This window comes from Bradyrhizobium oropedii, from assembly GCF_020889685.1.
In the GTDB taxonomy this organism is placed as follows: domain Bacteria; phylum Pseudomonadota; class Alphaproteobacteria; order Rhizobiales; family Xanthobacteraceae; genus Bradyrhizobium; species Bradyrhizobium oropedii.
Window position 1 is genome coordinate 1 of sequence record NZ_JACMYO010000032.1, and the last position, 15,020, is coordinate 15,020.

Here is a 15,020-nt window from a genome sequence, read left to right on the forward strand (position 1 = left end):
CGCAGCGATCGGCCACGTTGCCGCAACTGGCGGTGCCGAACGGCCTCGGGGCGGGCGGGCTTCAGGTGGCCCCGGGCGCTGTGCCCGGCTCGAGCCTCTGGCAGGGCGCTGCCCTGCCGGGCCAGACCACGAGCGGCGGTCAGACCACGGTCACCGTCAACCAGACCACGCCGCAGGCGATCCTCAACTGGCAGAGCTTCAACGTCGGTAGCCAGACCACGCTCAACTTCAACCAGCAGGCCGGCACCTGGACCGCGCTCAATCGCGTCGTCGGCAATGCCGCACCGAGCCAGATCCTCGGCCGCATCACCGCGCCCGGCCAGGTGCTGGTGATCAACCAGAACGGCATCATCTTCGGCGGCGCGAGCCAGATCAATGTCGGTTCGCTGATCGCCTCGACCGCCAATATCACCGACAGCCAATTCCTCGCCAATGGTCTCTATTCGACCCAGAACGGCAACGCCTATCTGCCGAGCTTCACCGGCGCCGGCGGCAAGATCGTGGTCGAGAACGGCGCGCTGATCACCACCAGTGCGCCATCATCGGTCACCGCGGGCGGCGGCTTCGTGCTGCTGATGGGTACCGAAGTCGACAATGCCGGCGCCATCACTACGCCGAAGGGGCAGACCCAGTTCGCGGCCGGCGACGATTTCATCCTGCGCGCCGGCTACGGCACCAGCGTCAACCAGAACTCGACCACGCGCGGCAACGAGATCGCGCCGCTGTTGCGCAGCGGGAGCAGCAGCGGGACGGTTACCAACACCGGCCTCGTCCTTGCCCAGCAGGGCGATATCACGCTGGCCGGCCATGCCGTCACCCAGGACGGCATCCTCGTCTCCACCACCTCGGTCAATCAGCGCGGCACCATCCATCTGCTCAACTCGGCGTCGGATACGACCGGCAGCGTCACGCTGACGGGTAACGGCATCAGCCTGATCCTGCCGGAGACCAATGCCGCGGCCGCGCTGGTCTCGGGCATCGATCCGAATGCGACCGCGTTCAATTCGCAGCGCGATGCCCTGATCGCCTCGGCCAAGCCGAACCTGCTGGCGACCGGCCAGTTCGACAACCTCTCGACCTTGCCCGATCGTCCCGATCAGTCGCGGGTCGAGATCGTCACCGGCGGCACCATCGATTTCAGGAACGGCTCGCTGACGATGGCGCAGGGCGGCCAGGTGACGGCTTCCGCCGGCAAGCGCGTGTTCGCCGAGAATGGCTCCGTGATCGACGTCTCCGGCACCACCGGCACCGTGCTGCCGGTGTCCGCCAATGCGATCAAGGTCAACGTCCAGGGCAATGAGCTGCGCGACAGTCCGCAGAACCGCGACAGCGGCACGCTGCTCAACAGCAACATGTGGATCGACGCCCGCGATCTGACCCTGGTGCCGGCCGGCACCGGCGGCTATGCGACCGACCGCTACTACACCGCGGGCGGGCTGCTCGAGGTCTCCGGCTATCTCAACAACACCGGCCACAGGATCGGCGAATGGACCGCGGTCGGCGGCACCATCACGCTGTCGGCGCCGGAAGTGGTGGCGCAGCGCGGCTCGCTCTTCAACATCTCCGGCGGCGCGGTGCAGTACCAGGGCGGCTATGTGCAGCAGACGCTGCTGCTCGGCAGCGACGGCCGCATCTACAATGCCGACAATGCCCCGGCCAATTTGACCTATGTCGCGGTGGCGAACGGCTTCATCGTCAATCACGCGCATTGGAAGGTCACCGAGGTCTATCTCAGCCCGTTCGGCAAAGGCAGCGTGCGCTGGGAAGACGGCTACACCACGGGGCGCGACGCAGGCAGTCTCATTCTTGCGACCCCGACCTCGGTGTTCGAGGGCGCAATCCTCGCCAATGTGGTCGACGGCGAGCAGCAGCTCGCCAAGCGTCCGTCCGGCGTCACCGACGGCTACAAGCTGGTCCAGACCACCGTGCCGCTCGCCGGCACGCTGACGCTCGGGCAGTACAACAGCTACGGCCTCGCTGGCGCCTACACCACCGATGTGTCATTCGGCAACGTCGCACCGGTCGCGGGCAGTCTCGGTTTGACGTCCACGCTGCCATCCGAGCGCGCCAACACGGCCTGGTTCGATGCGCCGACGCTCAACAGCTTTGGCCTCGGCGGCCTCAACATCAACACCGCCAGCAAGATCGCCGTCAATGCGCCGCTGCAATTTGCGCCGGGCGCGCAGGTCAAGCTGATCGCGCCGACCGTCGACATCGCGGCCGACATCACCGCGCGCTCCGGCAGCGTCACGGTCAGCAACATCCTCAATACCGCAACCGGCACCGTTGGGCTGACGAACGCGACCGGAGGCGCATCGCTGACGCTGGAGTCCGGCGTCACCATCGACACGCGCGGCCTGTGGGTCAACGCGCGGACCGATCCGACCAGCGTGTCGGGCCTCGGCTTCCTCGACGGTGGCAACGTTACCTTCGATTCCACCCAGGACATCACGCTCGCGGCCGGCAGCGTGATCGATGTGTCCTCCGGCGGAGCCATTCTCTCCAGTGGCAAGACCCGGGGCGGCAAGGGTGGCAACGTCACGATCATTGCGGGGCACACGCAGCAGAGTGCCGGAACGCCGGGTGACGGGAACCTGGTTCTCGACGGTGCGATCCGCGCCTGGGGCGTCACCGGCGGCGGCACGCTGACGATCTCGACGCCCGGCAACATCGTGATCGGCGAGAATGCTGAACTGGCGGGGGGCATCTTGCCGGCCGGCACGCCGGCGCCTCTGACCGTGAAGCTGAAGCAGGCAATGACCATTCCGGCGGGGCAACCGCTGCCGACCGCGCTGACGCTCACGCTTACGAAAATGACCTTCGATACGCCGCTGCTCGCAGACGTGCCGCTGAGCGACACTCTGCCAAGCGGCCCGACCGGCGCAGATTGGCAGGTTCCGAGCGGGCTGACGGTGTGGGCAACCAGTGGTGGGAACAACGGTTGCTACGGCGGATGGCCCTGTGGGTCGTCGATCGTGCCTGCCGGCTCGACCATCACGAGCTGGGCGGGAAATGCTGTCATCCCCGCCGGAAGCATCATTCCCTCGAACGTCTTCCCGAACGGTCTTCCGGTCAAACCCTACCAGGTCACTTACGCAGCCGGAACGATTCAGTCGACGCCGATGACCTATCCGATCGGCAGCATTATTCCGGTCGGCGCGGCGTTGCCGCAAACCGTGGCGATCGAGCCTGCGCCGGCGCTGCAATCCTCGTTCTTCACTGCCGGCTTCTCGAACTACGACATCAATGGCGGGCGGGGCGTTGTGGTGGCCAACAACACGGTGGTTGCGCCCGCGATGCCGGTCTACCGGTTCACGGCGAACAGCTGCGCTGCACCTACAGGCAGCGATCCGTCGTCGGCGTTGATGCTGTGGACGCCGCCGCTGTTCACCGAGGATCCGGTCAAGGCTACGGTGACCCAGCGCGGCGGTGCGAGCCTCACGCTGCGTTCGCTCATCAAGCCCAGCACTGGCGGCGCGATCGTGATCGGCGCAGGCGCCTCGGTCAGCGTCGATCCGGGCCAGAGCATCACGCTCGATGCCTTCGGTCAGATCAGCGTGTTCGGCAGCCTCACCGCACATGGCGGCAGCATCAATCTGGTCAATGATGCCTATGGTTCGCCGGTGCAAACAGGCTTCAACTTCGACCTGAACGGCAATGGCCGTGGCATCTCGATCTGGGTCGATGCCGCTGCCAAGCTCGATGTCTCGGGCCTGGCCTATCAGGCGACCGATACATCAGGACATCTGTTCGGGCGGGCGACCGACGGCGGCTCCATCACTGTCAACGGCGGCGGCGCCTTCGTGATCCTTCGTCCGGGTGCCGAACTCAATGCCGACGGCACCCAGGTTGCGATCGATCTCGCGGCGGGTGGCACGGCTGCGTCGAGCCGGCCACAGTTGATCCTAACCAACGGCGGCTCCATCACGCTGGCGTCGCAGAGCGGGCTCTATCTCGACGGCAATGTCCACGCCTTCTCCGGCGGCGGCAGCGCTGCCGGCGGCAGCCTGTCGATCGCGCTCACCACGCCGAACTTCGACTGGAATTCCTTCCCGGACCGCACAGCGCCTAGCAATGTGATCGTTCCAAGCCTGATGACCGTGGTGCAGGCGCGTCCGGATTCCTCGCTGCCGGCGGATATCGCCCCGGGCACGGGGGCGTCGCATCTGGTGTTCGGCCAGGCCACCGTGAGCGCCGACATGATCAAGGCCGGCGGGTTCGACAGCCTGACGCTGACGTCCGGCGATTACATGCAGTTCTCCGGCAATGTGTCGCTGGCGTTGGGCCGCAGCCTGACGCTGACCGCAGCAGCTTTCACCTCGGGGGCTCTGGTTTTCGGGCCGATCGATCCTTCGATGCCGGCCACGACAGGCAGCGTGAAGGTGTCGGCCCCCTATATCCTGTTCCGTGAAGCGACGGCCGTTGTCCCTGACGGGACCATCAGCGGCAGCATCCGCAATCCCGGCGGTGCGGCCTTGCCGACCACGGCCACGTTCGAGGCTGACGCGAACCAGATCGACATCCAGGGACTCATTGGATTTTCGGCCCGCTCACCGAACAACATGTATGCGCCCGGGTTCCTGACGACGAAGCTGGTCAGCCAGGGCGACATTCGCTTCCTGTCGATGCCCGGGGTCATCGCGACCCAGTTGTCCACCAGCGGCAATCTCGATCTCCTTGCTGCGCAGGTCTATCCCGCGACCAACACCACCGCTGTCGTGATCGCAGGCAGCGGCAATTCCGATCCCACCACCACGCTGACCATCGGACGCACCACGGACACCATTCCGGACGTGCCATTGTCGGTCTTCGGCAGCCTCGCTTTCCAGGCACCGGTCGTCGAACAGAGCGGCATCGTTCGCGCGCCGTTCGGCGTCCTGACGTTCGGCACAGGATGGCCCGTCTACACGCCGCGCGTCGATCTGCTGCCCGGCAGCTTGACCTCCGTCTCCATGGCCGGCTTGACCATTCCCTATGGCGGCACTGTGGATGGCGTCACCTATGCCTATAACGGCGCCACCATCACTCCCCTCAGCCTGGCCAACAGTAGGCCCCAATCGGGCATCATTCTGGATGGACAGTCGATCAACGTCGCGAGCGGCGCGATCCTGGACATGTCAGGCGGCGGCACGCTCGCCGGTGCGGGCTTTGTCTCGGGGCGCGGTGGCTCCGTCAACGTGATCAACACGCCGCTTGTCAACGCCAACCCCGCGACCCCTGTCAGCAAGGCGACCGACAAGGTCTATGCCATCCTGCCCGGCTATGGTTCAGGCTACGCGCCGATCACGCCCGAAAATGGCGCCGGTGATCCCGCTATCGGCCAACAGGTCTCCATTCCCTCCGGTGTCCCGGGGCTCCCGGCGGGGACGTATACGCTGCTGCCGTCCAACTACGCGCTGTTGCCGGGCGCATACCGCGTGGAGCTTGGGGGCAGCACGACAGCGCAGATCGGCAGCCCGATCACGATCGGCAACGGTACCTACGCCGCTTCGGTTTCGACCGGCGTCGCCAACACTGCGATCAAGGGAAGCCTCCCGCTAACGGCGCTGATCACTTCGGGCGCGTCGGTTCGCAAGTATTCGCAATTCAACGAGCAGAACTACAGTGATTTCCTGATTGCGAATGTGACGCAGTTCGGTGGCGTGCGTCCGCTGCTGCCAAGCGACGGCAAGACGCTGGACCTGCTATTCGAAGCGCCGATATCTCCGGCAAGCGGCGCTGCGCTCACGTTCGACGGCACGGCGCTGTTCCAAGGCGCGCAAGGCGGGGCTGCCGGCCAAGTGATGCTGGCGAATGTCGATGAGATTTATGCCGACGGGCCGACGGCGGGATTCACCGGCGTGTCGGTCCGTGCAGCCGATATCGATGCGCTCAAGGCGCCGCGCCTGCTGGTCAATGGTGCCATCTCGATCCTGAACGGCACGCTGCTTCTTGATCAACCCTACAAGTCCGGCGGATACAATCTCTTCATCCGGGACGGCGTCTCGCTCTCGGCCGGTGAAATGTTCTTCATCGGCAACAACATTGCGGTCGGCAATAATGTGACGTTGAACACCGTCGGACAGGGCCCGGCCCCGTTCGATTCTGCGTCGACAGGGATGAGCTATGCGGCCAACCAGCTCACAGTGCTCGCGCTGTCCAACGGCGATGTCAGCTTCCTGCCGTCGAGTACCGGCAATGGCTCCATTACCATCGGTGCGGGCTCGTCGCTCTATTCGGAGGGGACGCTGGCATTCGCCACCAGCGGCGCTTCCACGATCGATCCGACGGCCCATTTCGGATCGAGCAACATCGCGCTCGCGGTCGGCACCATCAACATCGGCGACGCCGCCACCATCGCCGCGACCGGCGCGCCCGCCGGCTTGCTGTTCGATCAGGCGCTGTTCAATACGTTGGTCAATGGTGATCCCCTGCACAATGCGCCCGCGTTGAAGACCATCACGCTTGCCGCGGCGAATTCGATCAATCTGTTCGGCGGTGCCGGCCTCGACGCGACCGGCAGCGGCGTCAACCTGGTGCTGAACACCTCGGCGATCTATGGCTACGGCGCGGCCGGCGACAGCTCGACCATCGCCGCCAACAAGATCACGTGGAATGGCATGAGCGGTGCGACGCCGCCGGCCATCGCTGCAGGCGGGCCGGGCACCGGAGCCGGCACGCTCAATCTCGTCGCCGACGAGATCGACTTCGGCCGGTTCGCCTCGCTCGACACCTCGACCGCGAGCCGTGTGATCTACGGCTTCAGCAACGTCAACATCACCGGCAATTCCAGGATCGTCTCGGCCGGCAACAGCAAGCTGTTCGTCTATCAGTCGCCGAGCTCCGATGCCGGCGCCGTATTCGGCCAGAGCGGGATCGGCGGCAACCTGACGCTGGTGACACCGCTTTTGACCGGCGTGCAGAAGTCGATCATGGCCTATGCCGCAGGCGGCGCGCTCAATGTCGTCGCGCCCGCTGGCGTCGCGCCGAGCAATGCCAGCTCGACGGTTGCGGGCGCCGAGATCGACCTGACCGGGGGCAGCGTCGGGATCGGCAGCACGATCCTGCTGCCGAGCGGCAAGTTCGTCGTCAATGCGACCGGCGATATCGTACTCGGGGGGACAAGCCGTATCGATCTCTCCGGCCGGCCGTCGACGATCCAGAAAGCAACGGTCTACGGCTTCGGTGGCACCGCGATCTTCAACAGCGCTCAGGGCGGACTGACGCAGGCTGCCGGCTCTGTCATCGACGTCTCCGCCACCAACGCCAATGCCGGATCGGTCAGCATCAGCGCGGGCAATGGGCCTGTGGCGTTCAACGGCGTGCTAAATGGCACGGCGACAGGCGGATATGGTAGCGGCGACTTCAGCGTCATTGCCGGCACGCTCGATTTTGCCGCGCTCAACGTGCTGCTGAATAGCGGCGGCTTCTACGATGCCCGCAGCTTCGACATCAGGACCGGCAATCTCGTCATCGGTGACGGGGTCAAGGCCCGCAACGTCACGGTCTCCGTCGATGGCGGCAGCCTGACTGTTGTCGGCACCATCGATGCATCCGGTCTTGCTCCTGGGACCATTCGGCTCTCCGCCGGCAACGGTCTGACGCTCGCCTCCAACGCCGTGCTCGATGTCCACGGCACGGTGTTGCAGACCGATAGCTACGGCCAGCCGATCGAAGCCAGGAATCGCGGTCACATTGAACTGACCGCCGCCGGCGGCACGCTCACGCTGTCATCAGGCGCAACGATGGATCTCACCGTGCCGAACGGCGTCGCTTACGGCGATGTGGTGCTGAACGCCCAACGCACCGGCGAGACCTCCGGCGACATCGCGATCAATGCCGCAGGTCCGCTCAATGTCAAAAGCGCCGCCAGCATCGCGCTCAACGCGTTCTGGACCTACAACCTGCCGGATGGAAGCACCATCACGCAGGCCGCGCTCGACGGTTACGACACCGCGAGCACGGCGTTCATCAACACGGCGCTCGGCAATGCCGGATTGTCGGCGCGTGTTGCGGGGTTGTCGGCGTACGGCAGTGCCTATCATCTGCGGCCGGGCGTTCAGATCACTTCGAGCGGCGATCTGTCGACCTCGGGCGATATCGACCTCGCGAAGTATCGCTACGGCGCGAATGCCGATCGCGATCCGAACTCAGCGACCTACGGCGCCGGCGAACCGATGGCGCTGGTGATCCGTGCCGCTGGCAATGTGACTATCAAGGGGAGCATCTCGGACGGTTTCAAGTCGTCGCCTGGGCTGCCGGCTTCCTTTACGATCTTTGACGTCACCAACAGTCGGTACTTCACGCAACGCTCATCCGGCGGCTATTCCTACTGGTTCGATCCGAATACCGATGTCTATGTCGTGCATGATTGGACGATTCCAAACGACGCGTTCTACAACTGGTGGACCTTCGACTGGTGGGGCAATCTGGTCGACTCCAACAATCACGCCTACAATCCCGGTGATACTGTTCCGGCCGGCACCATACTGAGTGCAAGCAACAGCTATGGATTCGCGTTCGAGCCCGGCAACATGCCCACCGTTGGAATTGTGAGCAGCCCGGCAATTCCAGGCGCTTCGGCTACGTCGGCCGCAGCCTCCATGCTGGCGCCCGGTTCGCTGTCGGCGTCGGTGCGACTGATTGCTGGTGCGAATCTCGCCGCTGCCGACCAGCGCGCGTTGCAGGCGCCGCAGGCACTCAACGGGCATGGCAATCTCTCGCTCAGCGATCCGGCGTACAATTCGTCGCTCAACGGAACGTTCTTCAGCGTGCTTCGTACGGGTACGGGCAGCCTCGATCTATTGGCGGGTGGAAGCTTCAGCGAGACCACACCCTTTGGCGTGTACACCGCTGGCACGCAGTCCGCGCCGTTCCTTGCTGCCGACGGGAGCAATCCGTACGATGTGGTCGGCACTGCAAGCCGCGGCGGTGTACATGCCTGGTATCCGGAACACGGTGGTGACGTGCTGCTCCTTGCTCAGGGCGATGTCACCGGCAACGTTCAGATATTCAACAACAACACCCGCTATGTGGACTCGAATCTCACCAGCAACTGGCTTGGCCGGCAAGGCGGCGGTCAGTCCGTCGATCCGACCGCATGGTGGATCAATTTCGGTTCCTATGCCCAGACATATCCGTGGAATAACAGCCGGCAGCTGATCGGCTTCCAGGGTATCGGCACGCTCGGCGGCGGAAACCTGACATTGGTTGCGGGCGGCAACGCCGGCGTGACCGGCAACGGCTCGACCGGTCTCGATCTCGCGGTGGCGTCGACCGGACGGGTGCTGTCCGACGGGACGCTAGTTCAGACCGGCGGCGGCGATCTCATTGTGAAGATCGGCGGCAAGCTCAATTCGATAGTACCCAATTTCGCGGTACAGGTGCCCGACTATTACGGCTCGATCACCAATCTGCGTGGCGACATCGTCGTCAACGCCGGCGCCGTCGGCGGGCTTGCGCCGAACCTGGGTGGCGCCACCTTCACTTCGTACGATCCGCGCGCCGTCGATCCGAACGTCTTCAAGCGTTCGATCAAGGTCCCAGGTCCGATCTTCACGCCGGGCGACGGCACCGTCAGCATCACAACGCGTGGCGATCTCGTGTTGGGCGGCGCCGGCGACGCTGGCATGGCTGATCCGGTCGATCAGAACCAAACCCCTTACACGGTGCGGAACGCTGACGGCACGACCTCGCTCATCACGGGCGGTGGGCAATCGCGCTTCACGCTGTGGACGCCAGCGACCGCGATCAGCCTGTACGCCGCGGGCGGCGACGTCGCGGCGCTGGACGGAAATCTCGCCGGCGGCGGCATCAGCAGTATCGCCTTCTATCCCGGCACGCTGATCGCGGTCTCCGCCAATGGCGACATTCGCTTTGCGGAGCCCGGAGGGACGCTGTCGTTCGCTCCGCTCGAGCTCGCACCTTCGCCGTTCGGGCAACTCGCGCTGCTGGCCGCGGGCTCGATCTACGGCTCGAGCCAGGTGGTGGCGATATCGGGTGCGGATATGAGCACGCTCGCCACGCCCTTCCATCCCGTGTTCACTTCGGTAACGAGCACGAATGCCAGTCCGACAGCGCCAAACCGTCTGACCGATGGCATTCCAATTGCCTTCGGCCCCGACACGCCGCTGACCAATCTGCATGCCGGCGACAATCAGCCCGCGCTGGTCTATGCCGGCGTCGACATCGTCGACCTGACCATCGGACAGGTCCAGGGGATGCCGCCCCAAACCAATCTGGGTTTCTTGCCGTCGCCCACGACCTGGTATACTGCCGCCAAGCCGTTCGAGATCATCGCCGGCCGCGATATCGTCGGCACCGGCCCGACGCCGGATGCGATCTTCAACAACCCCGACTTGTCCTTCGCCAACGCCGGTGACAATTCCGGCTACGTCTCCCTCATCAAGGCCGGTCGCGACATCATCTATCAGTCGGTCACCGTCGCCGGTTCGGGGCTGCTGGATGTGCAGGCGGGCCGCAACCTGTATCAGGGCTATTACGGGATGCTGCAAAGCGTCGGCCCGCTGTTCGGTGCGAACGCATCGACCAGGTCGGAGGGGGCCAGCATCTGGGTGCTCGCGGGTGTCGGCCCGAAGGGGCCGGACTATGCAGGTTTCGCCAGGCTCTATTTCGATCCGGCCAACCAGCTTCCGGTGGACGGCACGCCGCTCGCCGGCAGCGGCAAGGTGGTTCAGACCTACGATCAGCAGCTCATCGCCTGGCTGAACAAGATGTTTGGCTTCACGGGTTCGAGCACTGACGCCTTGAAGTTCTTCCTGGGGCTGTCGAGCGAGCAGCAGAGCATTTTCGTCCGCCAGGTCTATTTCGCGGAGCTCACCGCCGGCGGACGCGAGGAGACAGGCGCGCTCGCAAGTCCGCGGCTCGGCAGCTACCTGCGTGGCCGCAACGCCATCGCCGCGTTGTTCCCCGGCACCGACGCGCAGGGCAAGCCGATCACCTATGGCGGCGACATCACGATGTTCAGCGGCATCGCGCCGAATGGAACAGGTGGCACCTACCTTGCCAACGCCGGCATCCACACCGATTTCGGTGGCGATGTGCAGCTTCTCAATCCGGGCGGCAAGACCATCATCGGCGTGGAGGGGGTATCGCCGGGGGCCGATGCGGGTCTGATCACGCAAGGCTCGGGCGACATCGATATCTATTCGCTCGGCAGCGTGCTGCTCGGCCAGAGCCGCATCATGACCACGTTCGGCGGCAACATCGTCGTTTGGTCTGCAACAGGCGACATCAACGCCGGCCGCGGCTCGAAGACGACGACGATCTTCACGCCGCCCCGGCGCGTCTACGATAATTTCGGCAATGTCACGCTGTCTCCGACCGTACCTTCGGCCGGCGCCGGCATCGCGACCCTCAACCCGATCCCGCAGGTGCTGCCCGGCAACATCGATCTGATCGCGCCGCTCGGCACAATCGATGCCGGCGAGGCGGGCATCCGTGTCTCCGGCAACGTTAATCTCGCCGCACTGCAAGTGGTCAACGCCGCCAACATCCAGGTGCAGGGCACCTCGACCGGCATTCCGACGGTGCAGGGACCGCCGGTCGGCGCGCTGACGGCTGCGTCAAACACATCCGCCGCGACCCAGCAGGCCGCCGCGCCACCGCCACAGAACAGCGGTCAACCGTCGATCGTGATCGTTGAGGTGCTCGGCTATGGCGGCGGCGACGGCGGCGCGCCGGATTTCCGGAAGGACGAGCAGAAGCCGCGGGCGCAGGATCAGCACAGCTACAACCAGAACAGTGTCCTTCAGCTTGTCGGCAATGGTCCGCTGTCGGAGACGCAAAGGCAGGCACTCACCGCGGAGGAAAGAGCGAGCCTCGAGACACACTGAGGAATGTTTGGAGCGCTGAACGTGGTTGACACCAACCAGGCGAGGCTGCGTGACCAGCTGGTGGAGAACTATGACGGCCTCATTGCCAGGCTGACGCGCCGTCTGGGCTCTTCCGACTTCGCCCACGAAGCCCTGCACGAGACATTTCTGAGGCTGGATCGGGTCACGGATGCGGAGCCGGTTCGCAGCCCGGCCGACTATCTCTTTCGCATCGCGATCAACGTCGCGAAGGACCGCCACAAGGCGCAAAGCTATCGCGTCAGCGTGTCGGAGATCGATGCGCTGCTGGATGTCTGCGACGATCAGCCCGACGCCGCACAGGTGGTCGAAGCGCGGTCTGAGATCGCGGCCTTCAAATGCGCGTTGGCCGAGCTTCCGGACCGGCCTCGCCGGGTGCTCCAGGGCATCTCGATCGAGGGCGTAACGGCCCACGAAGTGGCGGCCCGCCTGCAGGTCAGCCTTCGCACCGTCGAAAATGACCTCAGGCTGGCGTTGCGGCATTGTGCGACGGCTCTTGGCCGCACCGTGGTCCGCCGCCTCGGCGGGCCACGGCTGCGGTCGTAGCTGACGCCGGCACGATCGAGCGGTGCATCCTCTCGACGTGCGCCGCTTGCTGCACGCCATGGTGGCGCCCCGCCATCTTCGTGGCTACCAGGCCGCGCATCGCGCGCTCTGCGCATTTCCGCGTGGATACATGTCAACGGACTGTAATGAACGCTGGCTAGAGTGACTGGCGCGTGACGTTTGTATGAAGCTGGGATTCCGCCCATGTTCGCGGCTCTTCATCTGCCGCGAACTGCAGGCGTGCTGTTGTGGCAGTCTGTGTTTGTCGGACTGAGCCTGTTGTTTCTTGCCGATGGCGCCGATGCTGCGCAGGACGATCCGGTTCGTTTCGAGATTGCAGTCCAGCCATTGGCCAGCGCGCTCGATGCCTACAGCGCCGCCACCGGCCTGGAGGTATTTTATGATGGCGCACTCGTGGCCGGGCAACACTCTCGCGCCGTTCATGGCGTGTTGGCGCCAAACGTCGCCCTCCGGGAGCTTCTTGCAGGAACCGGGCTGATTGCGCGCAGCACCGGCACGCGCAGCTTCACGCTCGTCTCGGCGGCATCGATTCGCGTCGCCGGCGCGATCGGTCAATCGTATTTTGCGAGGCTTCAGAAGGAAGTGTCGCGTGTCTTGTGCAGTCACGCCGAGACCCGGCCACGCGACGTCGATTTGTTGCTCAAGGTCTGGATTGCAACGTCCGGCCTGATCGAGCGCGCCCAGCTGTTCGATATCTCGACGAGCGCGCCCGGAAGCGTCGATGTTGCCGGCGCTCTGCGTGGATTGTCGCTCGGAGCGCCGCCGGCGGATATGCCACAGCCGGTCACGATCGCGATTCTCGCGCAGGCGCCCGGCGAGCCGGCCAGGTGTGGCCGTGCCGTGACCGGGCCGAGGTGACGGCCGCGCATGAGCCAATCCAATCGCGATCTGCTGCGGCAGTTCTTCGTCCTCGGTTACGATGACCTGCGCGCCAGACTGACCCGGCGGCTGGGATCGGTCGAGCTTGCCAACGACGTACTGCATGAAACCTGGCTGCGCCTCGATCGTGCGGCTCCGCCGGGCGAGCTGCGCAGCCCGAAAAGCTATCTGATCCAGATGGCGTTCAATGCCGCGTTGACGCACTGGAGAGGCGAGAAGCGCCTGGTGACCTTGTCGGACGCCAAGGCCGCGATCGGCCTCGTCGACGAGGCACCCGATCCGGAACGCACGGCGAACGCCCGGTCCGAAATGGAGGCGCTCAGGCAAGCGCTGGCGGAACTGACGCCGCGCCGGCGCGAGATATTGCTGTTGTCCCGGCTGGACGGCATCGTGCTTCGCGAGATCGCCGCTCGCCTGGGGATTTCCCAGCGGCTCGTTGAGCTCGAGCTGAAACATGCGCTGGCGCATTGCGCACTTCGGCTTGGTCGCGATGTCGTCCAAAGATTCGGTCCAAGGCCGCCGAAAGACTCTGAGGATTGAGGGACCATGGATCGACTGCGGGCCATTCGCAGGGAAGCAACGGTACGATGAGGAGCACGGACCATCCGGCGGCACTGCTCGACGCGGTCGATCGCGAGGCACAGGGCTGGGTGCTTCGCTTCGCTGCGGGCAAGGCCAATGGGGCCGATCTCGAGGCGTTCAAGCTGTGGGCGGCCGACGATCCGGCGCGTGCAGATGCGTTTGCGCGGGCGTGCCGGGTCTGGGACACGATCGGCCCTGCGGCAGCCGGGCTCGCAGTTCGGCGCGATCACGCCCGTATCGCGCCAAGGCCGCAGCTGGCGCGGCGTGCCTTCATCGGCGGTGCGCTGGCTGCCTCGACGGCGGCGGCAGCCTCTCTCGCCATCCGTCCCCCGCTCGGCTTGTGGCCATCGGTCTCGGAGCTTGCTGCGGATTACCGGACGGCGATCGGCGAGCAGCGTAACATCGCGCTCCCCGGAGGCTCGTCGATCGACCTGAACACGCGAACCAGCATTGCCTTGCGGACCGCGGAAGGCGGAACCGAGCGCATCGAACTGCTGGCCGGCGAGGCCGCGGTCACGGCTCGCGACCTGCATCGCGTCGAAGTGCTCGCCGCGGGTGCGCGCGCCGTGGCGGAAGGGGCCACATTCAATATCCGCCTTGCGGGACTTGCGGTCTGCACCACCTGCATTGCCGGCGAAATGGAGGTCGCGGCTGGGGGCAGCACGGTCCGGCTGCGTGCCCAACAACAGATCATCTATGCCGCGGGAGGCATGGCCACAGTGACCTCGATCGATCCGGCTGCGGTGACGGCGTGGCAGGCCGGCGTGCTGGTGTTCCATGCAACACCGTTGTCGGAGGCGGTTGACGAAATCAACCGCTACCGCCCGGGACGGATCATCGTGACCAATGCGGCGCTGGGACGCAGGCTGTTCAATGCCCGCTTTCTGATCGCCAATGTCGATGGCGTCGTTGGGCAGATTCAGCAGGTTTTTGGTGCGACGGTCACCAATCTGCCTGGCGGAATCGTCCTGCTCGGATGATCAGGCGTGGCCCCGCGAGCCCGAACGATGGCTGCATCCGGCGATCGGGGGATAAGATTTCTTTTCGGTCGTGAAGGGTCTCAGGACTCTCAGGGAGGACCGCAACGTCAGCGAGACGGCTGCGGTCGCTGTCCCGCCTGTGCTCCATGAGAGAAGTCCG

At 65.1% G+C, this 15,020-nt stretch carries 5 protein-coding genes; all 5 read left to right on the plus strand.

The window, feature by feature from the left end:
• Window positions 1–17: 17 nt before the first annotated feature.
• The 5 genes from H8A95_RS11685 to H8A95_RS11705 all read left to right on the plus strand — a co-directional run bounded on the left by H8A95_RS11685 (window position 18) and on the right by H8A95_RS11705 (window position 14,860).
• A complete protein-coding gene (locus H8A95_RS11685) occupies window positions 18–11,834 on the plus strand; it encodes a filamentous haemagglutinin family protein (RefSeq protein ID WP_229183267.1) in 11,817 nt (3,938 codons plus the stop codon).
• Window positions 11,835–11,837: 3 nt separating this feature from the next.
• The gene (locus H8A95_RS11690) at window positions 11,838–12,398 is read left to right on the plus strand and encodes an RNA polymerase sigma factor (RefSeq protein ID WP_233287015.1); all 561 of its coding nucleotides are present in this window, start codon (window positions 11,838–11,840) and stop codon (window positions 12,396–12,398) included.
• Between the two features lie 348 nt (window positions 12,399–12,746).
• The gene (locus H8A95_RS11695) at window positions 12,747–13,277 is read left to right on the plus strand and encodes an STN domain-containing protein (protein ID WP_229183269.1); all 531 of its coding nucleotides are present in this window, start codon (window positions 12,747–12,749) and stop codon (window positions 13,275–13,277) included.
• 9 nt (window positions 13,278–13,286) lie between these two features.
• Window positions 13,287–13,838 (plus strand): RNA polymerase sigma factor, encoded by a 552-nt coding sequence (locus tag H8A95_RS11700; protein WP_229183270.1) that lies wholly within the window; start codon window positions 13,287–13,289, stop codon window positions 13,836–13,838.
• 47 nt (window positions 13,839–13,885) lie between these two features.
• Complete coding sequence (locus tag H8A95_RS11705; protein ID WP_229183271.1) at window positions 13,886–14,860, plus strand: FecR family protein; 975 nt, start codon at window positions 13,886–13,888, stop codon at window positions 14,858–14,860.
• Window positions 14,861–15,020 lie beyond the last annotated feature (160 nt).

Coding starts and splice junctions, on each gene's coding strand:
- H8A95_RS11690 (WP_233287015.1), top strand. CDS start 11,838: ATGTTTGGAGCGCTGAACGTGGTTGACACCAACCAGGCGAGGCTGCGT.
- H8A95_RS11700 (WP_229183270.1), top strand. CDS start 13,287: ATGAGCCAATCCAATCGCGATCTGCTGCGGCAGTTCTTCGTCCTCGGT.
- H8A95_RS11705 (WP_229183271.1), top strand. CDS start 13,886: ATGAGGAGCACGGACCATCCGGCGGCACTGCTCGACGCGGTCGATCGC.